The organism is Zobellella aerophila (assembly GCF_039539325.1).
Classification (GTDB): Bacteria; Pseudomonadota; Gammaproteobacteria; order Enterobacterales; family Aeromonadaceae; genus Oceanimonas; species Oceanimonas aerophila.
On the sequence record NZ_BAABCX010000005.1, the window covers coordinates 1 to 25,434 of the forward strand.

The 25,434-nt window shown below is 60.8% G+C and carries 31 protein-coding genes; 7 read left to right on the forward strand and 24 right to left on the reverse strand.

Features of this window, described 5'->3' with window-relative positions; all coding sequences use genetic code 11:
* The first annotated feature begins 273 nt into the window (after window positions 1-273).
* Window positions 274-822 carry a gamma carbonic anhydrase family protein gene (locus ABD806_RS14825; RefSeq protein WP_344959403.1) on the forward strand — a complete coding sequence of 183 codons (549 nt, stop codon included), beginning with the start codon at window positions 274-276 and terminating at the stop codon, window positions 820-822.
* Window positions 823-887: 65 nt separating this feature from the next.
* Here the strand turns inward: ABD806_RS14825 and ABD806_RS14830 are convergent, their stop codons facing one another.
* The gene (locus tag ABD806_RS14830; RefSeq protein ID WP_344959405.1) at window positions 888-1,148 is read right to left on the reverse strand and encodes a DUF1488 family protein; all 261 of its coding nucleotides are present in this window, start codon (window positions 1,146-1,148) and stop codon (window positions 888-890) included.
* Window positions 1,145-1,972 (reverse strand): shikimate dehydrogenase, encoded by an 828-nt coding sequence (gene aroE, locus ABD806_RS14835; RefSeq protein WP_344959407.1) that lies wholly within the window; start codon window positions 1,970-1,972, stop codon window positions 1,145-1,147. Before aroE ends, ABD806_RS14830 begins: the two co-directional genes overlap by 4 nt.
* A gap of 163 nt (window positions 1,973-2,135) precedes the next feature.
* Between aroE and hdfR the strand changes: the two genes are divergently transcribed.
* Entirely contained in the window at window positions 2,136-3,008 is an 873-nt protein-coding gene (gene hdfR / locus ABD806_RS14840; protein WP_344959409.1) for an HTH-type transcriptional regulator HdfR, read from the forward strand.
* Here the strand turns inward: hdfR and hemF are convergent.
* Genes hemF through ABD806_RS14870 form a run of 6 tightly spaced genes read right to left on the reverse strand, consistent with a single transcriptional unit; the run spans window position 2,985 to window position 7,766 of the window.
* Entirely contained in the window at window positions 2,985-3,893 is a 909-nt protein-coding gene (hemF, locus tag ABD806_RS14845) for an oxygen-dependent coproporphyrinogen oxidase (protein ID WP_344959411.1), read from the reverse strand. The genes hdfR and hemF overlap by 24 nt on opposite strands.
* Window positions 3,894-3,913: 20 nt before the next feature.
* Entirely contained in the window at window positions 3,914-4,477 is a 564-nt protein-coding gene (gene tsaC, locus ABD806_RS14850; RefSeq protein WP_344959412.1) for an L-threonylcarbamoyladenylate synthase type 1 TsaC, read from the reverse strand.
* A 35-nt stretch (window positions 4,478-4,512) separates the two neighbouring features.
* The gene (locus tag ABD806_RS14855) at window positions 4,513-5,061 is read right to left on the reverse strand and encodes a DNA topoisomerase family protein (RefSeq protein ID WP_344959414.1); all 549 of its coding nucleotides are present in this window, start codon (window positions 5,059-5,061) and stop codon (window positions 4,513-4,515) included.
* Between the two features lie 47 nt (window positions 5,062-5,108).
* Window positions 5,109-5,582 (reverse strand): DUF494 family protein, encoded by a 474-nt coding sequence (locus tag ABD806_RS14860; protein WP_344959416.1) that lies wholly within the window; start codon window positions 5,580-5,582, stop codon window positions 5,109-5,111.
* 2 nt (window positions 5,583-5,584) lie between these two features.
* Complete coding sequence (dprA, locus tag ABD806_RS14865; protein ID WP_344959418.1) at window positions 5,585-6,685, reverse strand: DNA-processing protein DprA; 1,101 nt, start codon at window positions 6,683-6,685, stop codon at window positions 5,585-5,587.
* On the reverse strand, window positions 6,666-7,766 hold the full coding sequence (locus ABD806_RS14870) for a LysM peptidoglycan-binding domain-containing protein (protein WP_344959420.1): 1,101 nt from the start codon (window positions 7,764-7,766) through the stop codon (window positions 6,666-6,668). Before ABD806_RS14870 ends, dprA begins: the two co-directional genes overlap by 20 nt.
* A gap of 95 nt (window positions 7,767-7,861) precedes the next feature.
* Between ABD806_RS14870 and def the strand changes: the two genes are divergently transcribed.
* From def to trkA, 4 genes are read left to right on the forward strand one after another with little or no spacing between them, the layout of a single operon-like run.
* On the forward strand, window positions 7,862-8,377 hold the full coding sequence (def, locus tag ABD806_RS14875) for a peptide deformylase (protein WP_344959422.1): 516 nt from the start codon (window positions 7,862-7,864) through the stop codon (window positions 8,375-8,377).
* A gap of 13 nt (window positions 8,378-8,390) precedes the next feature.
* The gene (gene fmt / locus ABD806_RS14880; RefSeq protein ID WP_344959424.1) at window positions 8,391-9,338 is read left to right on the forward strand and encodes a methionyl-tRNA formyltransferase; all 948 of its coding nucleotides are present in this window, start codon (window positions 8,391-8,393) and stop codon (window positions 9,336-9,338) included.
* 21 nt (window positions 9,339-9,359) lie between these two features.
* Window positions 9,360-10,655, forward strand: coding sequence for a 16S rRNA (cytosine(967)-C(5))-methyltransferase RsmB (rsmB, locus tag ABD806_RS14885; RefSeq protein ID WP_344959426.1), 1,296 nt, complete (start codon window positions 9,360-9,362; stop codon window positions 10,653-10,655).
* Window positions 10,652-12,028: a Trk system potassium transporter TrkA gene (gene trkA / locus ABD806_RS14890; protein WP_344959428.1), complete on the forward strand. Its 1,377-nt coding sequence runs from the start codon at window positions 10,652-10,654 to the stop codon at window positions 12,026-12,028. The genes rsmB and trkA overlap by 4 nt, the downstream gene beginning before the upstream one ends.
* Before the next feature lie 9 nt (window positions 12,029-12,037).
* On the opposite strand, the gene rmuC is transcribed toward trkA, so the two are convergent.
* The 5 genes from rmuC to ABD806_RS14915 form a co-directional block, all read right to left on the reverse strand.
* Window positions 12,038-13,384, reverse strand: coding sequence for a DNA recombination protein RmuC (gene rmuC / locus ABD806_RS14895; RefSeq protein WP_344959430.1), 1,347 nt, complete (start codon window positions 13,382-13,384; stop codon window positions 12,038-12,040).
* Window positions 13,384-13,620 (reverse strand): hypothetical protein, encoded by a 237-nt coding sequence (locus ABD806_RS14900; protein WP_344959432.1) that lies wholly within the window; start codon window positions 13,618-13,620, stop codon window positions 13,384-13,386. Before ABD806_RS14900 ends, rmuC begins: the two co-directional genes overlap by 1 nt.
* A gap of 52 nt (window positions 13,621-13,672) precedes the next feature.
* Complete coding sequence (locus ABD806_RS14905; protein ID WP_344959435.1) at window positions 13,673-14,512, reverse strand: PfkB family carbohydrate kinase; 840 nt, start codon at window positions 14,510-14,512, stop codon at window positions 13,673-13,675.
* Between the two features lie 17 nt (window positions 14,513-14,529).
* Window positions 14,530-15,099, reverse strand: a complete 570-nt coding sequence (gene efpL / locus ABD806_RS14910; RefSeq protein WP_344959437.1) for an elongation factor P-like protein EfpL — start codon at window positions 15,097-15,099, stop codon at window positions 14,530-14,532.
* Window positions 15,100-15,190: 91 nt separating this feature from the next.
* Entirely contained in the window at window positions 15,191-15,595 is a 405-nt protein-coding gene (locus ABD806_RS14915) for a DUF4399 domain-containing protein (RefSeq protein ID WP_344959439.1), read from the reverse strand.
* A 147-nt stretch (window positions 15,596-15,742) separates the two neighbouring features.
* Here ABD806_RS14915 and ybcJ point away from each other — a divergent pair, with 147 nt between their 5' ends.
* On the forward strand, window positions 15,743-15,958 hold the full coding sequence (ybcJ, locus tag ABD806_RS14920; protein WP_344959441.1) for a ribosome-associated protein YbcJ: 216 nt from the start codon (window positions 15,743-15,745) through the stop codon (window positions 15,956-15,958).
* Window positions 15,959-16,232: 274 nt separating this feature from the next.
* On the opposite strand, the gene ABD806_RS14925 is transcribed toward ybcJ, so the two are convergent.
* The 11 genes from ABD806_RS14925 to phnF all read right to left on the reverse strand — a co-directional run bounded on the left by ABD806_RS14925 (window position 16,233) and on the right by phnF (window position 25,404).
* Window positions 16,233-17,366 carry an aminotransferase class V-fold PLP-dependent enzyme gene (locus ABD806_RS14925; RefSeq protein ID WP_344959443.1) on the reverse strand — a complete coding sequence of 378 codons (1,134 nt, stop codon included), beginning with the start codon at window positions 17,364-17,366 and terminating at the stop codon, window positions 16,233-16,235.
* A 109-nt stretch (window positions 17,367-17,475) separates the two neighbouring features.
* Complete coding sequence (phnP, locus tag ABD806_RS14930) at window positions 17,476-18,243, reverse strand: phosphonate metabolism protein PhnP (protein ID WP_344959445.1); 768 nt, start codon at window positions 18,241-18,243, stop codon at window positions 17,476-17,478.
* Window position 18,244: 1 nt separating this feature from the next.
* Window positions 18,245-18,802 (reverse strand): ribose 1,5-bisphosphokinase, encoded by a 558-nt coding sequence (gene phnN / locus ABD806_RS14935; RefSeq protein ID WP_344959447.1) that lies wholly within the window; start codon window positions 18,800-18,802, stop codon window positions 18,245-18,247.
* Window positions 18,803-18,819: 17 nt separating this feature from the next.
* Window positions 18,820-19,956 (reverse strand): alpha-D-ribose 1-methylphosphonate 5-triphosphate diphosphatase, encoded by a 1,137-nt coding sequence (phnM, locus tag ABD806_RS14940; RefSeq protein ID WP_344959449.1) that lies wholly within the window; start codon window positions 19,954-19,956, stop codon window positions 18,820-18,822.
* A gap of 15 nt (window positions 19,957-19,971) precedes the next feature.
* Entirely contained in the window at window positions 19,972-20,685 is a 714-nt protein-coding gene (phnL, locus tag ABD806_RS14945; RefSeq protein WP_344959451.1) for a phosphonate C-P lyase system protein PhnL, read from the reverse strand.
* 157 nt (window positions 20,686-20,842) lie between these two features.
* Complete coding sequence (gene phnK / locus ABD806_RS14950; protein ID WP_344959453.1) at window positions 20,843-21,700, reverse strand: phosphonate C-P lyase system protein PhnK; 858 nt, start codon at window positions 21,698-21,700, stop codon at window positions 20,843-20,845.
* Window positions 21,697-22,569: an alpha-D-ribose 1-methylphosphonate 5-phosphate C-P-lyase PhnJ gene (locus ABD806_RS14955; RefSeq protein WP_344959455.1), complete on the reverse strand. Its 873-nt coding sequence runs from the start codon at window positions 22,567-22,569 to the stop codon at window positions 21,697-21,699. Before ABD806_RS14955 ends, phnK begins: the two co-directional genes overlap by 4 nt.
* The gene (locus ABD806_RS14960) at window positions 22,566-23,666 is read right to left on the reverse strand and encodes a carbon-phosphorus lyase complex subunit (protein WP_344959457.1); all 1,101 of its coding nucleotides are present in this window, start codon (window positions 23,664-23,666) and stop codon (window positions 22,566-22,568) included. The genes ABD806_RS14955 and ABD806_RS14960 overlap by 4 nt, the downstream gene beginning before the upstream one ends.
* Window positions 23,667-23,668: 2 nt before the next feature.
* Window positions 23,669-24,265, reverse strand: a complete 597-nt coding sequence (gene phnH / locus ABD806_RS14965) for a phosphonate C-P lyase system protein PhnH (RefSeq protein ID WP_344959459.1) — start codon at window positions 24,263-24,265, stop codon at window positions 23,669-23,671.
* Window positions 24,262-24,708: a phosphonate C-P lyase system protein PhnG gene (gene phnG / locus ABD806_RS14970; protein WP_344959461.1), complete on the reverse strand. Its 447-nt coding sequence runs from the start codon at window positions 24,706-24,708 to the stop codon at window positions 24,262-24,264. Before phnG ends, phnH begins: the two co-directional genes overlap by 4 nt.
* Window positions 24,709-25,404 (reverse strand): phosphonate metabolism transcriptional regulator PhnF, encoded by a 696-nt coding sequence (gene phnF / locus ABD806_RS14975; protein WP_344959463.1) that lies wholly within the window; start codon window positions 25,402-25,404, stop codon window positions 24,709-24,711.
* Between the last annotated feature and the right edge of the window lie 30 nt (window positions 25,405-25,434).

Below are 25,434 nucleotides of genomic sequence, written 5' to 3' on the forward strand. Positions count from 1 at the left end.
CCGTTGTGTTCGTCAAGCAGTGAATGATGTTCTTTTTCTGCTTGTGACCGTGAGCGGCTTGCCCCGTGTCAGTGGATGCGCATTATAGGGAGCCGCGATTTTTGCGCAAGGGCTTTTTTGTGAAAAACAGAACTTTGGACTGCGTTTGCTTATACTCCAAGCAAAAGCACAGCTTAGCCACAGGTTTATGCACATGGCGGGCTCGTTTTTATCATTCAAGCCTTTAAAATAGGCTTCTTGGATTCACCAGCCACACATCTTGGGAGCATAAAAATGAACAACAATTTAGGAAGTTATCGGGGAATTAAACCAAAACTCGGGAAAAGGGTCTTTATTGAACCTTCCGCCGTGCTCTATGGCGACATTGAACTGGGCGACGATGCCAGCATCTGGCCACTGGTGGCTGCCCGGGGTGACGTCAACTATATCCGTATCGGCGCACGTACCAACATCCAGGATGGCAGCATCCTGCATCTCACCCGTAAAAGCGCCGCCCTCCCCGACGGGGTGCCTTTGTTGATCGGTGAGGATGTCACCATAGGCCATAAGGTGATGCTGCATGCCTGCACCATCGGTAACCGGGTGCTGGTCGGTATGGGCTGTATCATTCTCGACGGTGCCGTGGTGGAAGACGATGTCATGATCGGTGCCGGCAGCCTGGTGCCGCCCGGGAAGCGACTGGTATCCGGCTATCTGTATGTAGGCTCACCGGCCAAACAAACTCGAGCGCTGACCGACAAGGAAAAGGCTTTCCTGCTCACCTCGGCGAACAATTATGTGGAGTTAAAAGAGGATTATCTGGCACAGCAAGGCGAGGCGTGATGCTCAATTGAGTGGTTTTCCCGGGTTACTGACAGGGTCCCCCGGGAAGGATTAAACAACATGGCTCAAAGGTAAACTCCGCCATCGGGGGCAAACTCTTCTTCTTCTATCTTAAGCGCCACCAGCTCTTCAATATCAAAGCGAACCGACTCGAATGCCAGCAAGATACCGGCTTCATCATTCAGGGGCAGACCGGTCATATGCTCCAGCCGGTGTTTGCTCACATAGCAAGATACCAGTCTTCCCTGCCAATGGGCGGTAAAGGTGATCCTCTGCTCGGCTGCTTGCCAGCATTGATCATCGACAATCACAATATCCTGGTTCATGTAGACGGCAACTCCATTTTGGCGCGCAAGGCCGACAACACGGGCGTCACCCGCGGCAGAACCCCGCGCCACAGATAAAAGCTCTCGGCGGCCTGGCCAACCAGCATGCCCAAGCCATCGAAGCGGCTCTGGACACCCAAACTTCTGGCCCAGGCCAGAAATACCGTTTCTTCTTTACCATACATCATATCGTAGACCTGGGTGTCGGAACGGCAAGCCGAAGCCGGAATGGCGGGCATTTCTCCCTGCAGGCTGGCAGAGGTGCTGTTGATAATGACATCGAAACTTCCGGTTATCTCACCGAAATCACAACCCTGAATCTGTCCCAGATGGGCAAACTGCTCACCCAGCTGCTCAGCCTTCGTCCTGGTACGGTTGGCCACGAGGATTTCTGCAGGCTGCTCGGCCAACAGGGGGCTTAGGGCTCCTCTCGCGGCCCCTCCCGCCCCCAGCAGCAAAATTCGTTTACCGGCAAGCTCGACTCCCAGGCGTTTAAGATCGCTCACTAGACCGGCACCATCGGTATTGTCACCCAACACGCGTCCATCCGGCAGCAGTTGCAAGGTATTGACCGCTCCAGCCAGGCGAGCACGTTCGGTCAGCTCATCCGCCATCTCAAACGCTTCCGTCTTGAAAGGCACTGTGACGTTACAACCTTTGCCACCCTGGCGCCAAAAACAGGTCAGGCTACCCCTGAAGTCGTCCAGGGGAGCGAGGATCCGCTCATAACTTAAGGCTTGCTCGGTTTGCTCGGCAAACAGGCCATGTATAAAAGGCGATTGGCTGTGGCTGATGGGATGCCCGAAGACTGCATATCTGTCCATGAAAACTCTCGTGGTTAAAGCTGAAACTCGTAGCCTGTTTGGCAGGAGCGACGACAATACGGGGGATATCAACGACCATATTGCCATTTTTTAACTTTTTTAGTTGCATTCAACGCTAAAATGAATAAATTTTGCGCTAACAAACAAAAATTTATGGTTGACCTTGGATACCGAACTCTTAAAAACCTTTCTCGAAGTATCACGTACCCGTCACTTTGGTAAGGCTGCCGAACATTTATATCTGACACCCTCTGCGGTCAGCTTTCGTATCCGCCAGCTGGAAAGCCAGCTGGGGGTCACCCTGTTCACCCGCTTGCGTAACAATATCCAGCTAACCTCATCGGGTGAAGCCCTGATCCCTCATGCCGAATCCATGCTGCTTGCCTGGGCCCGGGCACAACATGAAGTGGCGTTGAGTGAGCGTCAGACCCAGCAACTAGCGGTGGCCGGCACCGCCAACCTGTGGGACGCCTACCTGCAGGAGGGGCTGCATCGTCTTTATTGCGAACTACCGGCACTCTCTTTACGAGCAGATATCCGCACCCCAGAGCAAATGACCCGGGCCCTGCTGGGCCGGACCCTGGACCTGGCCTTTTTAACCGATCCGGCCCGCATCGAAGGCGTGACCCATGTCGCCCTCCATACCATGGCGCTACAGCTGGTTTCAACTTCCCCCGGACTGGATGCGGCCAGCGCCATGGCCCAAGACTATGTGCGTATAGACTGGGGCACCGCCTTCAACACCCAGCACGCCAAGCTGTTCAATACCAACACGCCCCCGCTGTTACATACGGGGGCGTTACGCATCGCCCTGGATTACCTCTTGTACCATGGCGGCAGCGCCTTTCTGCCGACATCCATGCTCCATCACTATCGGGAACAGCTCCATATAGTGGCGGATGCCCCGCCCATCACCCGTGAGGTCTATGCCGCCTACCTGCCCGGCGGCGAGCGCCAGGCGTTGATCGATACTGTCATCGAACTGTTCGGCACCTCTCCCCAAGGAGCGGGACTAACCCCAGTCCCTGGGGATTAAAAAGGCCTGCAACCGGGCTTCTGCCGACCCCGGCTCCGGCTGCCAGTTATACTGCCAGCGGGCCAGGGGCGGCATCGACATCAAGATGGACTCGGTACGGCCGCCGGTCTGCAAACCAAACAGGGTGCCCCTGTCGTAGACCAGATTGAACTCCACGTAACGGCCCCGGCGATAGAGCTGAAACTGCCTCTCTCGCTCACCATAGGGGCTGTCCTTGCGCTTGGCGATGATCGGCAGATAGGCATCCAAATAGCCCCTTCCCACGGCCTGCATAAAAGAAAAACACTGCTCAAAAGGCCACTGATTCAGATCATCGAAGAACAGGCCGCCCACACCCCGGGTTTCATCTCTGTGTTGCAGATAAAAATAACGATCGCACCAGGACTTGTATTCGGGATAGACCTGCTCACCGAAGGGCTCGCACAACTCTTTCGCCACCCCATGCCAATGCCGGCAATCCTCTTCGAAGGGGTAGAACGGGGTCAGGTCAAAGCCGCCACCAAACCACCAGACCGGGGCTTCACCCTCTTTTTCTGCAATAAAAAAGCGGACATTGGCATGGCTGGTCGGCACATAAGGGTTACGAGGATGAATCACCAGGGAAACACCCATGGCCTCAAATGAACGTCCGGCCAGCTCCGGTCTGTGAGCCGTCGCCGAGGCCGGCATGGTAGCCCCATACACATGGGAAAAATTCACCCCTCCCTGCTCGATGACGGCCCCGTTTTGCAAAACCCGGCTGCGACCACCGCCGCCCTCTTCCCGGGTCCAGCTGTCTTCGATGAATTGCCCTTGACCATCGGCCGCAGCCAAGGCGTCACAAATCTGATCCTGCAAGGCCAGCAAGAATTGTTTAACTGCGTGTGAATCCGGTTGATGACTCATTATTATTCCTTAATCTTTTGCTAGGCCGGACGGACGATGGCGCCGGTCCGCGCGTCCCTGATCTGTGAGGGGTTGGCTCGTCCGCCGGTGTCACCCTCCAGGATATAATCCAGAAGTTGGCCAAGCTGGGCCTGAACCTCGGCCGAGGTCCGCCCCGGTGCCTGCCCGGTTAAATTGGCGCTGGTTGATACCAGGGGCCGGCCAAATGCCAGGCACAGATCCCGCACTTGCGGATGGGCAGAGACCCGCACCGCCAGGGAGTCAAATTGTCCCCTAAGCCAAGCGGGTACTTCTGATTTAGCGGGCATGACCCAGGTATTGGGTCCGGGCCAGCTCGCCAGTATGTCGGCCAGTCGGCCTTCGGGTAAGGCATCAAGATCCAGATACGACAACAATTGGCTGAAATCGGCGGCGATCAGGATCAGCCCCTTTTCCACCGGTCTTTGTTTAATGGTCAGCAGCCTGTTGACCGCCTCCTGGTTATCGGGATCACAGCCCAGTCCAAATACCGCTTCCGTGGCATAGGCGATCACCCCGCCCTGTTCCAGGTGGGATACCGCAGTCAGGATGGCTTGGTTAGTCATGATTCGCTCTCTGGCTCCAACGAAGGTATGTGGGATCAACGATGATAACCGCAGCCTTTCCTGGGACAAAGTATCTGTCCCTTGCGTTCCACCAATATGCCATAGCCGCACTCGGGACAGGGCTCGGCCAGGGGCCGATCATTCACCACGAAGCGACAGCCCGGGTAACGGTTGCAGGCATAGAAGCGTTTGCCGTAGCGAGAAGTGCGCGCGACCAGCTGGCCCTCTCGGCAAGCGGGGCAGGCGGGCTCCACGGCATTCGGCTCATTGAGATCGGCCACATAGCGACAAGCGGGAAACCGGGTGCAACCGATAAAGAGGCCAAAACGGCCTTTTTTCATGGCCAGGGCATGGCCGCAGGAAGGACATTCACTGCCCTCGAGCACTTTCTCCACATCCTGATCGTGCTCGATCACTTTCAATGGACGCAGGTAATCACAGGCGGGGTAAGATGCACAACCCAGGAAGGCGCCATGTTTACCATGGCGCAACTGCAGCTTGCCGCCGCATTGAGGGCAAGGTTCAGAGGCCCACTCCTGGGCCGACCCATGGGTGCTGAACAGGCTGTGATCTATTTTGGACATACCGCGACTCCGAATTCAGAAGCCGAATTCTAGCAGCGCTGCGGCTGTCAGTGAATCAATCCCTCCGGCTGCTCGAAGATCAACTCTTCCAGCTGATGGTAAGCCGACTCGCTGCCAGGTACATTGAACAGCACCATAAGGATGACCCACTTGAGGTCGTCCAGCTCGATCACCGACGAGTCCAACTCCATCACCCGATCGATCACTATCTCACGGGTTTCAGCATTGAGCACCTTGATTTGCTCCAGAAACAGCAGGAAACCGCGGCCTTCGGCATCCAGTTTATACAGCTCTTCCTGGGTGTAGATACGGAATGAATCGGGGGCGGATCTGGTCCAGACAGGCATCTCATCGACTTCCTGCAACGCCGCCAGACGCTCCAGCCACGCCAGTGCCTTCAGAATTTCTTCTTTATGAAAGCCCGCCTGAGTCAATTCATCGGCGAGTTCTTCCTGATCTACCATGGCGTCTACATCCGTATGGATATAGGTTTCGAACAAGTACATAAGTACATCGAACATGATCAGCTCCTCCTCGCTCTGACATAACCCCCGGGTACAGCCTCCACCCAGCCAGCCAATTCCAGCTCGACCAACCGGGTAACGACCTCTTGCACCGGCTGTTGACAACGGGACGCGATCAAGTCCACAGCCGTTGCCTCTATTCCTACGTTATCCAACAAGTCCGGATAAGGCAATGTTTCGACCGTTGCAGACGGATGAATTTTTATCGCCGCCAACGAAAACTCCGTCAGCTCATCGACAATATCCGCCACGCAACAGACCAGCTTGGCACCTTGCTGGATCAGCCGGTTACAACCTGCCGCCTGGGGATTTTGCCAGGCACCGGGAATGGCGAATACCTCCCGGCCCTGCTCCAAGGCAAACTGGGCAGTGATCAGTGAGCCGCTGCGCTCGGTAGCTTCGATCACCAACACCCCCAGGCTCAGCCCGCTGATAATGCGATTACGTCGGGGAAAATGATGGGCAAGCGGCCGCACCCAGGGTTCAAACTCGGAAATCAGGGTACCACCCCGGGCGCAAATTTCTGCCGCCAGAGCCTGGTGGCGTTTGGGATAACATTGTTCCAGCCCAGAGCCCAATACCGCCAGGGTGGTACCGCCGGCGTCCAGGGCGGCCCTATGACTCAGTCCATCAACTCCCAGCGCCAACCCCGAAGTGATGGCTGCGCCGGCCTGCACCAACTGCGGTACCAGGTTTTTGGTATTTTCACGGCCCACATAGGAAGGCTGCCGTGAGCCCACCACCGCGACCTGATGACAGGACAAGGCATTCAACTCTCCCTCGACAAACAGCATCAGGGGGGCATCATGCAGGTTTTTTAACAGGGGGGGATAAGCGGCATCGGCCTGGGTTAGGATGTAACGCCCATCGGCGGCATCCTGCCAGGCCAGCAACCGCGCCAGTAGAGCCTGGCGGGGGGTTAATAACAAGGTAAGCAGTTCCTCGGACAAGCCGGTCTCGCGCAGCGCGGCCGGATCACGATACCAGGTTTCCCCCAGTCGCCGCAGCAGCTTTCTGGCGGTTACCGGCCCCATACCGGGCGCAGCATGCAACGCCAGCCAGGGCAGTAACGGATGCTGTTCAAGACCCGGGCCCGGCATCCTTCACCTTGCCGATGGGATAACCGATGCGGATCATATCCTCACTATCCAACACCAGTGCGGCACTCAGCTTGTCATATACCTTGAACACCATCAGCCGGGCTATGGGCTTGGCCGGCAGGCGCTCAGGCTGTCCTACCAGCCGCTGGTACAGGCTGGCCGAGTCGCTGTATAGCGGCTCGCCCTGGTGGTATCCGCTATTGTCATACACCCCGGGGCCGGGTTTCATCACGCTGTACAGATCTCCCGACTGGATACCATCGCGCTGGCCCTTATTGATAAACACAACGCTGTTCTTGCCAGCGATACTGTCCTCCCGGCCCATAGTCACCACATGGGATTGGGCAAGACTGGGTCCAGGGTGGGGATAATAAAACACCGCTATCGCTTCTTGGGATGGTAGCGGCAGCACCCTATCCCCCTGACGCATGTCTTGCTTCAGGCTGCTGATATCGGCAATCGCCGTTTGATTATCCAGCTGGGCAGCCACCGTCAGTGTGCCCACCAATGTGGCTTTCTGGGCGAGGGGCTCGCCGCTGTAATTATCCAGTACCACATCGGCCGGACGATACACCGCATACAACTCACCGTCCTTGAGGGTACCACGCACATGGACCTGCCGGCCCGGCACCATCATGCTGCGGCCATCTTCATCCCCCAGGACATAGGGCATGTCGTTCAGGGCCGAAGGCGCCACCATGTGCTGGCTGTCGGTAAAGCTGGCAATGGAGGCATAGGAGATGGTCGGGATGGCTGACTCTATCCGCACTCTAGGCGACAGCCGCACCCTGTTGCCCGTCGGCGGCTCACGCACCAGCCTGGGCTGGCCATCGACCCAGATCAGGGTCAACAGGTCACCGGGATAGATAAGGTGAGGGTTGGACACCTGGGGGTTAGCCTGCCACAGCCTGGGCCAGAGCCAGGGTGAACGCAGGAAGTGGGCCGAGATATCCCACAGGGTATCCCCCTTCTTGACCCGGTAGCTGCTGGGATAGCCGTCTTTAAGGGCCAGGGTTTCAGCCTGCAGGCTGAAACCACAGCCGACAAGCAAACCAACAAGCAATATAGGTCTTAGTTTCATGGCCATCCTTGTCCTTACGCTAAGTCTTGCTGTTTTTTATGGTATGAAATGTCTAAAATACTGTCTGTATTCGCCTTTAAAAAAGCATAGTGACCATGGCAAAAGTATTAGAAGTGTTACGATTTCCCGATGAGCGCCTGCGTACCGTGGCTGCCCCGATTGGCGAAATCACCCCCGCTTTACAGCACATTGTAGATGATATGTTTGAAACCATGTACGCGGAAGAAGGGATTGGCCTGGCCGCCACCCAGGTGGATGTTCACCAGCGCCTGATAGTGATAGACGTATCGGAAAACCGTGATGACCCCCTGGTACTGATCAACCCTGAAATCCTGGAGCAGGGCGGCAGCACCGGCATCGAAGAAGGTTGCCTGTCTATACCCGGTTGCCGTGCCCTGGTACCCAGATCCGAATGGGTAAAGATTCGCGCCCAGGACCGCCACGGTAAGTCCTTCGAGCTGATCGCTGACGATCTGCTGGCCATCTGCATTCAACACGAGATGGATCACCTGATGGGCAAGTTGTTTGTCGATTACCTCTCGCCGCTGAAACGGCAGCGGATCCGCCAGAAGATGGAAAAACTCGCCAAGCAAGACCAACGTTACGCCTGATTAAGGACGCCCATTGAGCAAGCTCAACATTATCTTCGCCGGGACCCCGGATTTTGCCGCCCGCCACCTGCAAGCCCTGCTGACCTCGGAACACAATGTTATCGCCGTTTATACCCAGCCCGATCGCCCGGCCGGACGCGGTAAGAAGCTGACGCCCAGCCCGGTGAAGATATTGGCCGAACAGGCCGGGATCCCCGTCCATCAGCCCGCCAGCCTGCGCCAGGCCGAGGCCCTGCAACAACTGGCGGCACTTAACGCCGACATCATGGTGGTGGTGGCCTATGGCCTGATCCTGCCCAAGGCGGTGCTGGACACTCCCCGCCTGGGCTGTATCAATGTGCATGGCTCCCTGCTGCCCCGCTGGCGCGGTGCCGCCCCCATACAAAGATCCATCTGGGCCGGAGACACTGTCACCGGGGTGACCATAATGCAGATGGACGAGGGGCTGGACACCGGCGACATGCTGCATACCCTGAGCCTGCCGATCACCCCCGCCGACACCTCCGCCAGCCTCTATGAGAAACTGGCCGAGCTGGGTCCGGTTGGCCTGCTCGACACCCTGCAGGCGCTGGTCGGCGGCACCGCCCGGGCCCGGCCCCAGGATGACAGCCAGGCCAACTATGCGGACAAGCTGTCCAAGGAAGAAGCCCTGCTCGACTGGCAACAGCCGGCGACCATGCTGGAACGTTGCATTCGTGCCTTCAATCCCTGGCCGATCAGCTATTTCCGGCTGGGGGAGCACAACATCAAGGTCTGGCAGGCAGAGGTGCTCGATGAACCGGCCGGGCAGCCGCCCGGTACCGTTATCGCCGCTTCCAGGGCCGGCATAGATGTGGCCACCGGCAACGGCGTCCTGCGCCTGCTCAGCCTGCAACCCCCGGGCAAACGGGCCATGTCCTGCCAGGATCTGCTCAACGCCCGCCGCGACTGGTTTGAACCCGGCACCCGACTCGCTGAATAATAAGTCCAATACGGAATTTCTATGAAAACGCGTGCCACTGCCGCCAAAATTGTCCATCAGGTGATCAACCAGGGGCAATCCCTGTCCAGCCTGCTGCCACTCTATCTGCCACAGATGGCTCCCAAAGACAGGGGCCTGCTGCAGGAACTGTGCTTCGGCACCCTGCGCTGGTACAGCCGACTCGATGCCATCGCCAAGCAGCTGATGGAAAAACCCCTGAAGGGCAAATATCAGCCGATCCATGCGCTGATACTGGTGGGCATCTACCAATTGCTCTATACCCGGGTGCCGGGCCATGCGGCGCTGGCCGAAACCGTCGGTGCCTGCAAGCTGCTCAAGGGCGAGGCTTTCAAGGGCATGGTCAATGGCGTGCTGCGCAATGTACAGCGTCGGCAGGCCGAGCTGGAGGCCAAGGTCGATCAACTGCCGCAGCTGCGCCTGGCCCACCCCAACTGGCTGGTCAAGCGGCTGCAACAGGCCTACCCCGAGCAATGGCAGGCCGTGCTGGAAGCCAATAACTGCCATCCTCCCATGTGGATAAGGGTCAATGCCCGCCACGGCGACCGCGAACATTACCTGGCTCGGCTGCAGGACGCCGGCATCCCCGCCCATCCGGACAACCTGGCCGACTCGGCCCTGCGCCTGGAAAAGCCGCTGGACGTCGCCCTGCTGCCCGGCTTCGAGCAGGGCCACTGCTCGGTCCAGGATGCCGCGGCACAGATGGCGGCCCAGTTGCTTGACGCCGCGCCGAATGAGCTGATCCTGGATGCCTGCGCCGCCCCCGGCGGCAAGACCGCCCATATCCTCGAACGCCAGCCCGCCCTAGCCCGACTGGTGGCCGTGGATCTGGATGCAGACCGGCTGGAACGGGTCAGCCAGAACCTGAGCCGCATCGGCCTGGACGCCACCGTGCTGCAAGGCGATGCGGCTCGGCCGCAGGACTGGTGGCAGGACGGCCTGTTCGATCGCATCCTGCTGGACGCCCCCTGCTCGGCCACCGGTGTCATCCGCCGCCATCCCGACATCAAATGGCTGAGGCGACCCGAGGATATCGCCCGGCTCGCCGCCCTGCAGCGGCAGATCCTGGACGCGCTCTGGGCCCGGCTGAAACCTGGTGGCATCCTGCTGTACGCCACCTGCTCGATACTGCCCGATGAAAATACGACCCAGATCCGCGCCTTCCTGGAACGCACCCCAGATGCCGAGCTGATGCCCCTGCACCGGGCCGATACCGTCGAGACGCCCGGCTGGCAGCTGTTGCCGGGGAGCGAGCAGAGAGACGGTTTCTACTACGCCAAACTGAGTAAAAAACCATGAAGATCATTATCCTGGGCGCAGGCCAGGTCGGCGGTACCCTGGCGGAAAACCTGGTGGGTGAAAAAAACGACATCACCATAGTCGACACGGATCCGGAGCGCCTGCGGGAACTCCAGGATAAATATGATCTGCGGGTGGTCACCGGCCACGGCTCCTTCCCCCGGGTGCTGCGGGAAGCCGGGGCCCAGGATGCGGACATGCTGGTGGCGGTGACCAACAGCGATGAAACCAACATGATCGCCTGCCAGGTTGCCTACTCTTTGTTCAACACCCCCAACAAGGTGGCCCGCATCCGCTCCCACGAGTTCCTGGTCGAGCGCGAGCGGTTGTTCCTCAACGAGGCGATGCCGGTGGATCACCTGATCGCCCCCGAACAACTGGTCACCGAGTACATCTACCGGCTGATCCAATATCCGGGGGCCTTGCAGGTGGTGGACTTCGCCGAAGGCAAGGTCGGCCTGGTGGCCATCAAAGCCTATTACGGCGGCCCCCTGGTGGGCAACGCCCTGTCCACCCTGCGCGACCATATGCCCAACATCGACACCCGGGTCGCAGCCATCTTCCGCCAGGACAGACCCATCCGTCCCCAGGGCACCACCATTATCGAGGCCGACGACGAGGTGTTCTTCGTCGCCGCCAGCGGCCATATCCGGGCGGTGATGTCGGAACTGCAACGGCTGGAAAGCGACTACAAACGCATCATGATAGTGGGCGGCGGCAATATCGGCGCCGGCCTGGCGCGCCGGCTGGAAAAACGCTATTCGGTCAAGTTGATCGAACGCAATCCCAGGCGGGCCGAGCTGCTGTCGGAAATGCTGGAACACACCATCGTCTTCTGTGGCGACGCCTCGGATCAGGAACTGCTGCTGGAAGAGCATATCGATCAGGTGGATGTGTTTATCGCGCTCACCAACGAAGACGAGGCCAATATCATGTCCGCCATGCTGGCCAAGAAGATGGGCGCGCGCAAGGTGATGGTGCTGATCCAGCGCGGTGCCTATGTGGATCTGGTGCAGGGCGGCAGCATAGACGTGGCCATATCCCCGCAGCAGACCACCATCTCCGCCCTGCTGACCCATGTGCGCCGGGCCGACATCGTAAACGTCTACTCCCTGCGCAGGGGGGCGGCGGAAGCCATCGAGGCCATCGCCCACGGCGACAGCGCCACTTCCAAGGTGGTCGGCCGCCAGGTAGGCGAGCTGAAGCTGCCGCCGGGCACCACCATAGGCGCCATAGTGCGTGGCGAAGAAGTGCTGATCGCCCATGATAAGACGGTGATCGAACAAAACGACCATGTGGTAATGTTTCTGGTCGATAAGAAGTTTATCCCGGAAGTGGAGCGGCTGTTCCAGCCCAGCCCCTTCTTCCTCTGATCCGGTTGCTCAGGCCCACCTGTCCAACCGGGCCGGCTCCCCTTCCTCGGCCGCCGCTTCCCGTAAATGCTCGGGCAGCGGCTTGCTGACTTCCACCCCCAGCTCGCGAAAGGCCTCCGCCTGGCGGATCAGGTTGCCGCGACCGCTGACCAGTTTTTTCATCGCCTTCTGGTAGCTGTCCTCGGCCCGTTGCAACGCGCTGCCGACCGTTTCCATGTCTTCCGTGAACAGGCGCAGCTTTTCGTAGATCTTACCTGCAGATTCGGCAATCTTACGGGCATTCTGATTCTGCCGTTCGACCCGCCACAGGTTGTCTATGGTGCGCAGGGCCACCAGCAGGTTGGTGGGGCTGACCAGCAGGATATTATGGTCGAGGGCGTATTTCACCAGGCCGGGGTCCGCCTCCACCGCTACCAGGAAGGCCGGCTCGACGGCGACAAACATCAGCACATAATCCAGGGTGCGCACCCCTTGCAGATGCTGGTAATCCTTGCGACCCAGCTCGCGGATATGGCCGCGCACCGAGGCCAAGTGCTCGCGCAGCGCCTGCTCCCGCTCGGCCTGCCGCTCGCCGTTGAAATAACGCTCGTAGGCGGTCAGCGACACCTTGGCGTCGATGATGATGTCCTTGTCATGGGGCAGATGAACCACCACATCCGGCTGATAGCGCTTGCCGTCGGCGTTGTTCAGGCTGAGCTGGGTGCTGTATTCATGACCTTCACGCAGGCCCGACTCGCTCAACACCCGGGCAAGCACCACCTCGCCCCAGTTGCCCTGCTGCTTACTGTCCCCCTTCAGAGCCCGGGTCAGTGCCTGGGTGTCGGCGCTCATCTGCTGATGCAGCCCGGCCAGCCGTTCAATCTCAAATTTGAGGCTGTGCCGCTGCCGGCTCTCGTCCGCATAGCTGTCCTGCATATGACGGCGAAAGCCCTCCAGTTGCTCGCGCAGGGGGGAAAGCACCGTATCCAGGCTGGTCTGGTTCAGTTCACGAAAGTTATGGGTTTTCTGCTCGAAGATGCGTTGGGCCAGGTTTTCGAATTGCTGACCCAGGCGGGCTTCGGTAGCCTCAAACTGGGCCTGCTTCTCCGCCGCCTGCAGCCGCTCCTGGCGCAGCAAGGTTTCGTATTCCTTGAGCCGGACATTGAGCTTGATCATCAGCTGCTGTTGCTGATCGAGGCGGTCGTTCAGGCGTTGCTGTTCCTGGCCGCTTTCTGCCAGCTGTGTCCTCAGCTGCTGGCGCTCCTGGGCCAGCAACTGCAGCCGGGTCGTCATCGGCAGCCTGCCGATACCCCAGCCCAGCCCCCCACAGGCGACGGCCAGCAGCCAGGGCCAATAGCCGAACCACAGCTCAGCCATCAGCGTCCCCACCGTTCAAGGTACATAGACACCCGGGGATTGTATTTCAGCCAGATACCGACATAGAACAGATAAAGCAGGGCGATCAACCACTTGTGCCGATTCACCCCATTATCAAAATCCGCCAGTGGCATTCCCGCCAGCAGGCCGTAGACGATGACCAACAAGGGAAACATCAGAAACACCGACCAACGCCACATGGCGGCCAGAAGAGTAATAAAAAAACTGTTTTCCATCGCCGGATCCTGAGCGGATAAAAGCCAAGCTTAACAGTGCCGCCGGGGGATTTCAGCCACAGCTGGCCAGATAGGCACGCAAATGTTCGGAAGGTATGGAGGTAGGGGAAGACAGGGTACAGGCCGCCCACTGACCGGCCTGCTCCAGTGCCGCCTGCATATCACCACCCGACACTAGGCCATGGATCAGGCCACCGGCAAAGGCATCGCCGGCGCCGGTGGCATCCACCACTTCAACCGCCGGGGCCGCTACCCGCAGGTGACGGTCGGCACTGAAGGCCTCGGCCCCCCCCTCCCCATGGGTCACCACCAACCATTCCAGCCGTTCCCCGGCCAAGGAGAGGGCATGGGACCAGAGTTCTCCCTGTACCTTCAGATCGGCCGCCGAGGCGATCAACACATGGCAGGGGCGGGGCCCGCACCCGCCCTTGGGGTACTGGCTGACCACCCGGCTATGGGCGCACATCCGGGCCATATAGGCTGCGGCATCAAAGCCCTCCACATTGACATAGAGGCAATCGACCGCCCTGTCCGGCAGCCGCTTGGGCAACCCCGGACTGCGCGCCTGGCGCAGTATGGTGCGCTCCCCCTGGCTGTCGACCAGGATCAGCAGTTCGCCGGTATCCCCGTCGAAACGCTCGACATGGCTGATATCCAGCCCGAGCGAATCGGCCTGCGCGCACAGCCAGTCGCCGATGTCATCCCGCCCTACCCGGGAGGCGATATTGACCTTGTGCCCGGCCCACAACAGGCCGACCCCGGTGTTGGCGGCCCCGCCACCCAGACGCCGCCCCTGATCGCGATACAGCAGACGGCCGCCCGGCACCAGGGGCTCGTTCAACAGCAGCACATGATCGCAGTTCAGGTTGGCCAGCAGGAGTATCTCCGCCACGGTTCGGCTCCTTCAGCTTAGTCGGCGCGGCCCATATAACGGCGCTCGACCGTGTGGATGCGGACCTTATCGCCGATCTTCAGGTATTCGGGCACCTGAATGGTCAACCCGGTGGCGAAGACCGCCGGCTTGGTGCGGGCGGAGGCGGAGGCGCCTTTCATCTCCGGGCTGGTATCGATAATCGTCATTTCCACGGTTTGTGGCGGCTCCAGGCCGATCACTTGGCCATCCACCAGCATCACCTGGATATCCCGGGTGTTTTCATCCAGAAACAGCAGCTCTTCGGCGATCTCGCTGCTGCGGATCGGGTACTGGGTATAGTCTTCCGTATCCATGAAGATATGGTCGTCGCCGTCGACATAGGACAGCACCACGGTGCGTTTCTGCAGGTCGATGGTGGTGAGCAGCTCATCGCCCTTGAAGCGTTCTTCCACCTTGAGGCCGGTTTTCAGATCGGTGAAACGCATCTTATAGAGGGTGCTGGCGCCACGAGCACTCGGGCTTTGCACTTCGATATCCCGAACAATCAACAACTTACCCGCCAGCTCGACCACCATCCCCTTTTTAATTTCATTAGCCCTTGGCATTGTTTTCTCTCCAAAAAGTCGACGCCGCATCTTAGCCAAGGCCTGAAAGCGGCGCCAGCCCCCATTTCTGCTTTTTCAGCCGCGCTGAAAACTACTTGACCGTCACCCGGATCTGCTCCGACACCACGGGTGGCTGGAGGGGCACGTGCAGGTGATCACCCAGTACCAGCTGCAGGGTATAGTCGCCCGGCGGCAGGGTCAGCTGGGCTTCGGTCTGGCCGCCGCCGAAATGCAGCAGCCGCTCGCTGGCCGGCATGGGCGTCGACATGTCCGGCAGCTCCCCGGCATTGATCAACAGGTGATGGTGACCGGTATTTGCCTTTTCCACCCCGGCCGGGGCCACACCCATGCCGGCAAGACCGAACCGCACGGTAAACTCCTGGGCCACCTGTTCGCCGTCGGCCGGGCTGATGATATAGGCCTTGGCCCCTTCCGGGGAGGATGTGGCCAGGGCCAGGGGGCTCAGCAACAACAAACCCGCTATCCAGTTTTTCATGATCTGTTCCTCCGTTGCGTGTTGCCTAAGCTAAGAAGCAAACTCGCCGTCTGTAAAGTCTCCGGGCGGCTGCCATCGCCATTCCTGCATGCCACCGGATTGATGATAAGATGGGGCATCACAGTTTTCCGAACAGATGAGATCCTTATGACAGAACAGTTCAGCCTGGAAGGCCACGACCATATCCCCTTGCATAACCTGCTGAAGGTGCTCGGCTGGTGCGACAGCGGCGCCGTGGCTAAACAGGTGATCGACGACGGCCAGGTGCGGGTCAACGGCCATATAGAGATACGCAAGCGTTGCAAGATTATCGCCGGTCAGCGGGTGGAATTCGCAGGCCAGTCGGTAGTGGTCGGCGAGTAAGACCTGCCCGGTAACACAACCGGGCTCTGTTTTGCCCGCCTGGATCTCGGCAAAAGGGCGACAAAAAGCCGGTCATGTTATCAACATGGCCGGCTGGTATTTATGGCCGTTGGTTTAAATAACTGATCCTAATAGTGCTACATCGACCGGGTCCCGCACGCAGACATGCCGTGAACCCATCCCTGGGGGCTCCGCCGCGCCATCCCTGGCGCGGAGGGTCTGCTTAGCGGAACCCAGTCGCTGCCGGTAGTGATCTATCATTAGGAACAGTTATTTAACGCCCCAGTATCTTGTCCAGGGCCTGCTCAAGGGTAGCGACGGTACGCTCCACATTGTTCAGCTTGTCCAGCCCGAACAGGCCGATACGGAAGGTCTGGAAGTCAGCCGGCTCGTCGCATTGCAGCGGCACCCCGGCGGCAATCTGCAGGCCTTCGGCCGCAAATTTTTTGCCGCTCTTGATATCCGCATCCTCGGTATAGCAGACCACCACACCGGGGGCCTGGAATCCTTCGGCGGCCACGCTCTTGATGCCCCGGCTGGCCAGCAGCGCCCGCACCTTGTCACCCAGCTGCTGCTGGCTGGCACATACCTGCTCGAATCCCATGGATTCCACCTCCTTCATCACATCGCGGAAGCGGGTCAGGGAGTCGGTCGGCATGGTCGCATGGTAGGCATGCCCGCCCTGCTCATAGGCTTCCATGATCTGCAGCCATTTCTTCAGGTCGCAGGCAAAGCTGGTGCTCTGGGTGCTTTCGATCCGCACCCTGGCCTGCCTGCTCAACATCACCAGGCCACAACAGGGTGAGCTGCTCCAGCCTTTCTGGGGGGCGCTGAGCAGTATGTCCACACCACAGGCGTCCATATCCACCCAGATGCAGCCGGAGGCGATACAGTCCAGCACGAACAGACCGCCCACCTCATGCACCGCATCGGCCACCGCGCGCAGGTAGTCGGGGGGCAACATCATGCCGGCGGCGGTTTCCACATGGGCGGCAAACACCAGCTCCGGCTTTTCCGCCCTGATGGTCGCCACCACTTCTTCGATCGGCGCCGGTGCGAAGGCGGCCTGAGGAGCGGCTTCGATCGGACGGGCCTTGAGCACGGTTTCCGATGCCGGGATCTTGCCCATCTCGAAGATCTGGGTCCAACGGTAGCTGAACCAGCCGTTGCGGATCACCAGGCATTTCTTGTCGGTGGCGAACTGGCGGGCAACCGCCTCCATGCCGAAGGTACCGCTGCCGGGTACCACCACGGCGGCATGGGCACGATAGAGACCTTTAAGGGTAGCGGAAATGTCGTTCATCACCTGCTGAAACGACTGGGACATGTGATTCAACGAGCGGTCGGTATAGACCACTGAATATTCGAGCAGACCATCTGGATCCACATTGGCTAATAATCCGGACATAATTCTACCTTGAATTGTAAACACCAGTCGGTCATGCTGCCCAATCTCGGGCAGAATGACAAGGTTCCGCTTGTCATTCTGCGGGTCAGATCGATACTTCCCGTTGGCTCTATGCGTTTTCCTCGGCAAGCCGAATGCGCATATTGTCCCGCCCCGCCCGGATCCCGTCCGGCAGTCGGTGCTGCCTCAACCAGCCGTGAAAATCATGACCGACATGGGTCAGTATGGTCCGCCCCGGCCCCAGTGTCTTCCCTATTTCCACCACCTGATCAAGCGAATTGTGATTGCGCCCCCTGCTGCCGGGAGGAAAGCTGCAGTCGATCACCAGTACATCCAGCGTCGGCAGGGCCTGCAGCAGGGTTTCGGTCTGCTCCGGCAACCCCAGGGTATCGGTCAGATAGGCCAGCCGCCTGCCGCCATGTTCAAACAGATAGCCCAGGGTCGGCCGGGAATGCACCAGGTCCAGGGGGGTGATGGTCAGCCCACCCAGCCGCCATTCCCGGCCATGCCGCATGGTCGGGCGAAAATCCAAACATCCCGGATGCTTGAGCAGATCGGCACAGCCCTGGGGGTCGTCCGGACACCATACCGGGAGCGGCGCCGCCTTGCCCCAACGCAGGTGAAACAGGCCCTGCACATGATCCACATGGAAATGGGTCAGCAGCATGCCGTCCAGGCTCCCGGGCGGAAAGCGCCGGTGCAGATCCATCAGGCCACCATCGATCAACAGCCGGTGCCCATCCCACTCCAGCAGCGCCGAACAGGGCTCACGACGGTGGGCCGGCTCGGCACGGGCCAAAGCACAGAGACGGCACTCGCAGCCATAGAGGGGGACGCCGCCCGCCGCCCCCGTGCCCAGCAGGGTCAGGCTCATCATCTCAGTCGCCTCCCTGCTGGTAACTCTGGAACTGGCGCAGTGTTTCGGCCAGGGGTCCGCTGTTATCCAACCACCACACCGAGTCCGGCAAGCCGTTGTCCTGGGCCACCGCCCGCTCCAGCCGCCGGATGATCTCGTCCTCGCCTTCCCGTCCCCGGGCCCGCAGCCGCTGGCCCAGGATCTCGGGAGCAACGCTGATCATTATCGGCACCAGCCGCCCACCGAACCGGGCCTGCGCCTGGGGCAGATAGGCCCGCGAGCCGTTGACCATGACATCGACTCCGGACCCCAGCCAGCGCTCCAGCTCGCAGCCCAGGGCATAGTGGTGGCCGTTGGCCTCCCAGCTGAGGGCGAACAGGCCCAGGCTCTGCCGCAGGCGGAACTCCTCGTCGGAGAGCTCGATATGGTTCTCCCCCCCGGCCGAGGCGGCACGGGTGATATAGCGGTGGGCCACCAGCAGGCGATCGCCCCAGCGCTCACGCACCGCCCGCATAAAGCTGTCCTTGCCCGCCCCCGAGGGGCCCATCACGTAAAACAGCCTGCCTGTCTGCCTGTTCATGCCGTTTTTCTCCTGTATCAGTACGCCAGCTCGCCTCGGCACCAGACCCGGCTCGGGTAGACCTGGCCGTGATGCTGCCCGACCAGCACCAAATCGGCCCGCCGTCCTTCGGCCAGCACTCCCCTGTCGTCCAGGCCCAGGGCCCGGGCCGGGTTGTGGCTGGCCAGCCGCACCGCAGCGGCCAGGCCCAGTGTATTGCATTCGTCCTCGGCCAGCCGGAAGACCGCATCGAGCAGGCTGCCCGGATAGTAGTCGGACGACAGCACATCCAGTACCCCCAGCGCGGCCAGCTCATGGGCGGCCACATTACCGGAATGGGAGCCGCCCCGCACCACATTGGGCGCGCCCATCATCACCATCAGTCCATGCCGGTGGGAAGCGGTCGCCGCCTCGACTGTGGTCGGGAACTCGGCGATCACCATGCCCAACTGGTGGGATTCCTGCACATGGGCCAGGGTGGCGTCGTCGTGGCTGGCCAGGGAAATCCCCCGCTCCCGGCACTGGCGGGCGATTTCCGCCCGGTTGACCGCCGACCAGCGGGCAGACAAGTCCAATTGACTCTGCTCGAATTCCTGCATCTGCCGATCATTGAGATGGTACTTACCCTGATAATACTCCCGGTACTTGATCATGTTAACGAACTGGCGTTGGCCGGGCGAATGGTCCATCAGCGACACCAGCCGGACCTCCGGCAGTTCCAGGTAATGCTCGAACAACGGCACCGTGGTTTCATGGGGCAACTCGCAGCGCAGGTGCAGCAGGTGCTGGGCCCGGTTTAGGCCGCGCCGCTCGCTGTCCACCACCGTATGGATCATCCTGTCGAGGTTGTCCTGGCGGGTACCGCCGTCCCGTTCATCGCCGATGGCCACCGCATCCAGCACAGTGGTGATGCCCGAGGCCACCACCTGGGCATCGTGGGCGCGCATGGCGGCAAAGGGCGGCCAGCTGACCTTGGGTCTGGGGGTAAAGTGCTTGTCCAGGTTATCGGTGTGCAGCTCCACCAGACCGGGCAACAGCCAGCCGCCGTCGCCGTCGATGGCGCCCGGTTGCCGGCTGGGGCTGTCGGCCAGGGCGCGGATCTCCCCGTCACCGATTTCTACCGAGCCGCGTACCACTTCGTTTTCCAGTACCAGGTTCACATTGGTAATAATCATGCTGAATGCTCCGTGTTAGTTCGCTGTTTGCCGAGTGGGGCCGGCTTCCGGCTGTATCTCGTAGAGGTGGTCGGCCACCCGTGCGCGCACATCCTCATCGTGGAAGATGCCGACAATGGCCGCGCCCCGCGCCTTGGCCTCCCGGATAAGCTCAACCACCACGGCGCGGTTGGTCGCGTCCAGGGAGGCGGTCGGTTCGTCGAGCAGCAGCACGGGATAGTCGGCGATAAACCCCCGGGCGATGTTCACCCGCTGCTGCTCGCCGCCGGAAAAGGTCGCCGGCGCCAGCTGCCATAGGTGCACCGGTACATTGAGCCGGGTCAGCAACACTTCGGCCCGGGCCCGGGCCTCGACCCTGCCCCCGCCCTGCTCGATCATCGGCTGCATCACCACTTCCAGGGCACTGATACGGGGGATCACCCTCAGGAACTGGCTGACCCAGCCGATGGTATGGCGACGCACATTGACCAGGGTGCGCGGCGGCGCCTGGGTCATGTCCAGCCACCGGCCCTGGTGCCGTACGGCAATTTCGCCGCCGTCGGTTAGGTAGTTGCCATAGAGGGTACGCAACAGGGTCGACTTGCCGGTGCCGGACCGGCCATTCAGCACCACGCACTCCCCCTGCTTGACCGCAAAGGAGGCGCCGGACAACACCGGCAGCCGGATGCCATTCTGGTTGTGCAGGACAAAGGTCTTGCGAACATTCGAAACTTTCAATGCGCAGGTCATGATTGCTCCTAAATCATCAATTTAAATGCCGCTACATATCGGCCGAAAGCCAGGAACGAACGCAGACTCGCCATGAACTCATCCATGAAGGCTCCGCTGTGCCATCCCTGGCACAGCGGGTCTGCTTATCCACGCCCCATCATCCCGTACCCGACATTTAGCTCTGCAATACGGAAGACACGAGTAATTGGGTATAGGGGTGCTGGGGGTCGTCCAGCACCTGATCGGTGAGCCCGGTTTCCACCACCCGGCTCTGCTTCATCACCATCAACCGGTGGGCCAGCAGGCGGGCCACCGCCAGATCGTGGGTGACGATGATCACCGCCAGCCCCAGCTCGGACACCAGCCGGCGCAACAGATCCAGCAACCGGGCCTGCACCGACACGTCCAGTCCGCCGGTGGGCTCATCCATGAAGATCAGCCGGGGGTGGGTCACCAGGTTGCGGGCGATCTGCAGCCGTTGCTGCATGCCGCCGGAGAAGGTCACCGGCAGGTCGTCGATACGGTCGGCGGGAATTTCCACATCCTGCAGCCATTGCCGCGCCTGCGCGCGGATGTTGCCGTAGTGGCGCTGGCCGACCGCCATCAGCCGCTCGCCGATGTTGCCGCCGGCCGATACCCTCGGCCGCAGGCCGTCGAGCGGATGCTGGTGCACCACTCCCCAGTCGGTGCGCAGCAGCTGACGGCGCTGGCTTTCGGCCATCTGGTACAGGCTGACCACCCGGGCCAGCTGGCTGTCGGCGTTACCGCGCAGATACAGCACCTCCCCCTCGTCCGGCGCCAGCCGGCCGGAAATTGCCTGCAGCAGGGTACTCTTGCCCGAGCCGGACTCGCCGACGATGCCCAGCACCTCGCCCGGGTACAGATCGAAAGACACCTCGGCGAAGCCCTTGCCCGGGGCATAGAGCTTGGTCAGCTGCTGTACCGACAGCAGGGGCTGCTCCTGGATATTGATGGTCATTGCTTGACGGGCCTCCGTCACCGCTTCCGGGGCGGACAACACTCGCTGGTTCATGCCTGTTTCTCCTGCTGCTGGCGGCAATAATCGGTATCGGAGCAGATAAAGACCCGGCTGCCCCGATCGTCGGTCACCACCTCATCGAGGAAGCTGTCGGTGGACCCGCAGACATCGCAGGGCTCGTCCCACTGCTGGACGTCGAAGGGATGATCCTCGAAATCGAGGCTCTTCACCCGGGTGTAGGGGGGGATGGCATAGATGCGTTTTTCCCGGCCGGCGCCGAACAGCTGCAGGGCCGGCATCATGTCCATCTTGGGGTTGTCGAACTTGGGGATCGGCGAGGGATCCATGATATAGCGCCCGTTGACCCGCACCGGATAGGCATAGGCGGTGGCGATATGGCCATAGCGGGCGATATCTTCGTAGAGCTTGACGTGCATGATGCCGTACTCCTCCAGAGCGTGCATCTTGCGGGTCTCGGTCTCCCGCGGCTCGATAAAACGCAGCGGCTCGGGGATCGGCACCTGATAGACCAGGATCTGGCCTGCCTGCAAGGCCGTTTCCGGAATGCGGTGACGGGTCTGGATCAGGGTCGCGTCCGTGGTCACTTCGGTGGTCTTCACCTGGGCCACCTGCTGGAAGAAGGAACGGATGGACACCGCATTGGTGGTGTCGTCTGCGCCCTGGTCGATCACCTTGAGGGTATCGTCACGGCCGATCACCGCCGCGGTCAACTGCACCCCGCCGGTGCCCCAGCCGTAGGGCATGGGCATTTCCCGGCCGCCGAACGGCACCTGGTAGCCGGGGATAGCCACCGCCTTGAGCAGCGCCCGGCGGATCATGCGTTTGGTCTGTTCATCCAGGTAGGCATAGTTGTAGCCGTGATTATTGTCACCGGCCTGGGTCATCGTCTGGCTGCTCATCATGCCTGCTCCCCCGCTTGGCTGGCCGCCGGGCCATGCTCTTGTTCGTATTCCCGGCGCATCTTGCGCAACAGTTCCAGTTCGGCCTGAAAATCCACGTAGTGGGGCAACTTCAGGTGCGATACGAAGCCGGAGGCCTCCACGTTATCCGCGTGGGCCAACACAAACTCCTCGTCCTGGGCCGGTCCGGCCACCTGCTCCTGGTATTCCCCGGCCTGCAGCGCCCTGTCCACCAGCGCCATCGACATCGCCTTGCGTTCGCCGAAGCCGAAGGTCAGGCCGTAGCCGCGGGTGAAGGCCGGCTTCTGCTGCCTGCCGCCGACAAAGCCGTTGATCATCTGGCATTCGGTCAGTTCGATATCGCCGATCTCGATGGCAAAGCCCAGCTCCTCCGGCACCAGCTCCAGGGTCACCTCACCGGAGCGGATTTCACCGGCGAAGGGGTGGTTGCGGCCATAGCCGCGCTGGGTCGAATACCCCAGGGCCAGCAGGAAGCCTTCGTCGCCGCGTACCAGCTGCTGCAACCGGGCGGAGCGGTCACAGGGATAGGTCACCGGCGCCATGGTCACATCGGCCGGCGCCTGGCCGTCGTCGGACTCCGCGACCATCAGCTCCAGCTTTTCGAGGATGCCCGACACCTGGGGGCAGGCCTGTGGTTCGGCGGCAACCGGCTCGGGCCCCGGGTACTCGCCCTCGGCCAGCAGGGCAAAATCCAGCAGCCGGTGGGTATAGTCATAGGTTGGCCCCAGCACCTGGCCGCCGGGCAGATCCTTGTAGGTCGCCGAGATGCGGCGCGCGATGCGCATGCGGGCGGTGTCGACCGGCTCGGTGACCGCCAGCCGCGGCAGCGTGGTGCGGTAGGCCCGCAACAGGAAGATCGCCTCGACCAGATCGCCGCCGGCCTGCTTGACCGCTAGCGCCGCCAGCTCCTTGTCGTACACCCCCCCTTCGGTCATCACCCGGTCCACCGCGCCGGCCAGCTGCTCTTCCACCTGGGCCACGCTTACCTCGGGCCGGGCGGTATTGCCCCGGCGTTTCTTCGCCTGCAGCTTGTGCGCCGCGGCAATGGCTTTTTCGCCCCCTTTGACTGCTACATACATGCTTACACCTCCACTCGGGTGGTACGCGGAATGGCGACCAGCTCGCGGCCGCAAACCAGCATCAGATCGATACCCAACGGGAAAGACGCTTCCCGCTTGTTCAGGTAGCGCACCAGCGCCTCCGGCAGTTGCCCGAGCCGGATCCGGCGCACATCCGGAATACCCGGTCCCGACAGGCTGACCTCCACCCCCCGCGCCAGGGAATCGGTCTCGATAAGCAGGGTGGCACCCTGATCCGGATACTCCTCGCAGCCCGTCGGCAGGGCCTGCAACAGGGCTTCACAGGCCGCCGGATCGGCCTGGGACACCACCGCAAAGTCGGCGTCCGATGCCCGCTCGACCAAAGGCGCCGCCACATGGAAGCGCAGGTTGTCGAGCACCGCCTGATCCCGGCTCAGGGACGGCGACAGCCAGACCCGGGTACCGCTGTCCGCCAGGGTCAGCAGGGTCTGCACACAGCCGGCGCTCAGGCTGCCGAAATGGCCGGCCCGGTCCAGCTCGACCCGGGTACCCGGTTCGGACATGGCGGTTAACAGTCGCCGGAAACAGATCTGGCTGTCGTGGGTCGCATCCGCAAATGCCGTGGTGATCATGGTCATTCGTCTTCTCCCCGTACCATGGTAAAAAAGTCCACCTTGCTGGCCGCCACCTCCCGGCGGTAGCCCTCTGCCTGCTCCGCCTTGATCGCGGCCAGCGGCGTAATCAGCTCCTTGTCCAACAATTCGTGACAGTCCCGGGTCTGCATCAGGGCATCGATCAGCGCCGCCAACTCCGCATGGGGCTTGTGACGGCCACACAGGTAGCTGTAGCCCAGCTCACCGCCGGCCAGCCTGACCACGGCCCGGGTGATGGTGACATCGCCGAGATTGAAGGGCCGGCCGGTGGCGCCCATCCGCGCCCTGACCTGGGCCAGGCCGATTTCCGGGGCCCGGATTACCTGGTAATCCGATGTCAGTTGCAGGGCCTGCCAGCGGGCTTGCAGCTCGGAAAATGATGCCCGGGCCAGTACCGACATCCATTGCTTGCGTTGTGGTGTATTCATTCAGTGCTCCACGACATATTCAATTAAATCGGAACGGGACGAGCTCACGGAAAACTCCGCCACCTGCTCCGTATCCTTGAACTGGTTCTTGGTCTTGATCCTCATCACGGGGACCGACTTGTTTATCTGCAACAGGCGGCATTCTTCATTTGATGGCGCCCTGGCACTTAACCTTGTCGACTTTCTTTTCAAATCCACATCGAGAGTTTTCTTTAAAAACGCGTGCAGGGAACCCTGCTGAAAATGCTTTAATACCGGCCACCACTCCGGATCACTCAAATAATGATTAATCACACAGCGGGGAATACTTTCCGTTTTCCGCAACGTTTGTATGTGAATAACCTTTCGCTCCTGCTCGATTCCCAATTCTTCCGCCAGCCTGGCGGGCACGGCCATCAGCCTGGTCTTGATCACCTGACAACTGGGCAGGGAACCCTGCTCCAGCAGGTTGCCGGTGAAATGAGCGCCATCGTGTAGCTTGTAGATATGCGGCTGACGCAACACCATGTTGCCCTTGCCCTGATGACGCAGGATTAGGCCATTGGTCACCAGTTCATCGATGGCCCGCCGCACCGTGTGGCGATTGACCTGGAAGCGCTCGGCCAGCTGGGTTTCCGGCGGCAGATAGTCACCCGGTTTGAAATACTGCTTGATATCCGTTTCCAGTTGTCGACTGATATCCTGATATACCCGCATGTTCCATCCTCTGACGGTTTTCCTTGATTA

Excerpts from the sequence above, each read along its gene's own strand:
- phnF (WP_344959463.1), bottom strand. The coding sequence starts at position 25,404 with ATGCGGGTATATCAGGATATCAGTCGACAACTGGAAACGGATATCAAG.
- aroE (WP_344959407.1), bottom strand. The coding sequence starts at position 1,972 with ATGGACAGATATGCAGTCTTCGGGCATCCCATCAGCCACAGCCAATCG.
- phnH (WP_344959459.1), bottom strand. The coding sequence starts at position 24,265 with ATGACCATGATCACCACGGCATTTGCGGATGCGACCCACGACAGCCAG.
- ABD806_RS14855 (WP_344959414.1), bottom strand. The coding sequence starts at position 5,061 with ATGTCCAAAATAGATCACAGCCTGTTCAGCACCCATGGGTCGGCCCAG.
- rmuC (WP_344959430.1), bottom strand. The coding sequence starts at position 13,384 with ATGGCTGAGCTGTGGTTCGGCTATTGGCCCTGGCTGCTGGCCGTCGCC.
- phnN (WP_344959447.1), bottom strand. The coding sequence starts at position 18,802 with ATGAACAGGCAGACAGGCAGGCTGTTTTACGTGATGGGCCCCTCGGGG.
- ABD806_RS14915 (WP_344959439.1), bottom strand. The coding sequence starts at position 15,595 with ATGAAAAACTGGATAGCGGGTTTGTTGTTGCTGAGCCCCCTGGCCCTG.
- ABD806_RS14825 (WP_344959403.1), top strand. The coding sequence starts at position 274 with ATGAACAACAATTTAGGAAGTTATCGGGGAATTAAACCAAAACTCGGG.
- phnP (WP_344959445.1), bottom strand. The coding sequence starts at position 18,243 with ATGATGAGCCTGACCCTGCTGGGCACGGGGGCGGCGGGCGGCGTCCCC.
- ABD806_RS14925 (WP_344959443.1), bottom strand. The coding sequence starts at position 17,366 with ATGTCCGGATTATTAGCCAATGTGGATCCAGATGGTCTGCTCGAATAT.
- trkA (WP_344959428.1), top strand. The coding sequence starts at position 10,652 with ATGAAGATCATTATCCTGGGCGCAGGCCAGGTCGGCGGTACCCTGGCG.
- hemF (WP_344959411.1), bottom strand. The coding sequence starts at position 3,893 with ATGAGTCATCAACCGGATTCACACGCAGTTAAACAATTCTTGCTGGCC.
- ABD806_RS14960 (WP_344959457.1), bottom strand. The coding sequence starts at position 23,666 with ATGTATGTAGCAGTCAAAGGGGGCGAAAAAGCCATTGCCGCGGCGCAC.
- rsmB (WP_344959426.1), top strand. The coding sequence starts at position 9,360 with ATGAAAACGCGTGCCACTGCCGCCAAAATTGTCCATCAGGTGATCAAC.
- ABD806_RS14900 (WP_344959432.1), bottom strand. The coding sequence starts at position 13,620 with ATGGAAAACAGTTTTTTTATTACTCTTCTGGCCGCCATGTGGCGTTGG.
- tsaC (WP_344959412.1), bottom strand. The coding sequence starts at position 4,477 with ATGACTAACCAAGCCATCCTGACTGCGGTATCCCACCTGGAACAGGGC.
- phnL (WP_344959451.1), bottom strand. The coding sequence starts at position 20,685 with ATGACCTGCGCATTGAAAGTTTCGAATGTTCGCAAGACCTTTGTCCTG.
- ABD806_RS14870 (WP_344959420.1), bottom strand. The coding sequence starts at position 7,766 with ATGAAACTAAGACCTATATTGCTTGTTGGTTTGCTTGTCGGCTGTGGT.
- phnK (WP_344959453.1), bottom strand. The coding sequence starts at position 21,700 with ATGAACCAGCGAGTGTTGTCCGCCCCGGAAGCGGTGACGGAGGCCCGT.
- phnM (WP_344959449.1), bottom strand. The coding sequence starts at position 19,956 with ATGATTATTACCAATGTGAACCTGGTACTGGAAAACGAAGTGGTACGC.
- dprA (WP_344959418.1), bottom strand. The coding sequence starts at position 6,685 with ATGCCGGGCCCGGGTCTTGAACAGCATCCGTTACTGCCCTGGCTGGCG.
- phnG (WP_344959461.1), bottom strand. The coding sequence starts at position 24,708 with ATGAATACACCACAACGCAAGCAATGGATGTCGGTACTGGCCCGGGCA.
- ABD806_RS14955 (WP_344959455.1), bottom strand. The coding sequence starts at position 22,569 with ATGATGAGCAGCCAGACGATGACCCAGGCCGGTGACAATAATCACGGC.
- ABD806_RS14860 (WP_344959416.1), bottom strand. The coding sequence starts at position 5,582 with ATGTTCGATGTACTTATGTACTTGTTCGAAACCTATATCCATACGGAT.
- def (WP_344959422.1), top strand. The coding sequence starts at position 7,862 with ATGGCAAAAGTATTAGAAGTGTTACGATTTCCCGATGAGCGCCTGCGT.
- ybcJ (WP_344959441.1), top strand. The coding sequence starts at position 15,743 with ATGACAGAACAGTTCAGCCTGGAAGGCCACGACCATATCCCCTTGCAT.
- ABD806_RS14830 (WP_344959405.1), bottom strand. The coding sequence starts at position 1,148 with ATGAACCAGGATATTGTGATTGTCGATGATCAATGCTGGCAAGCAGCC.
- efpL (WP_344959437.1), bottom strand. The coding sequence starts at position 15,099 with ATGCCAAGGGCTAATGAAATTAAAAAGGGGATGGTGGTCGAGCTGGCG.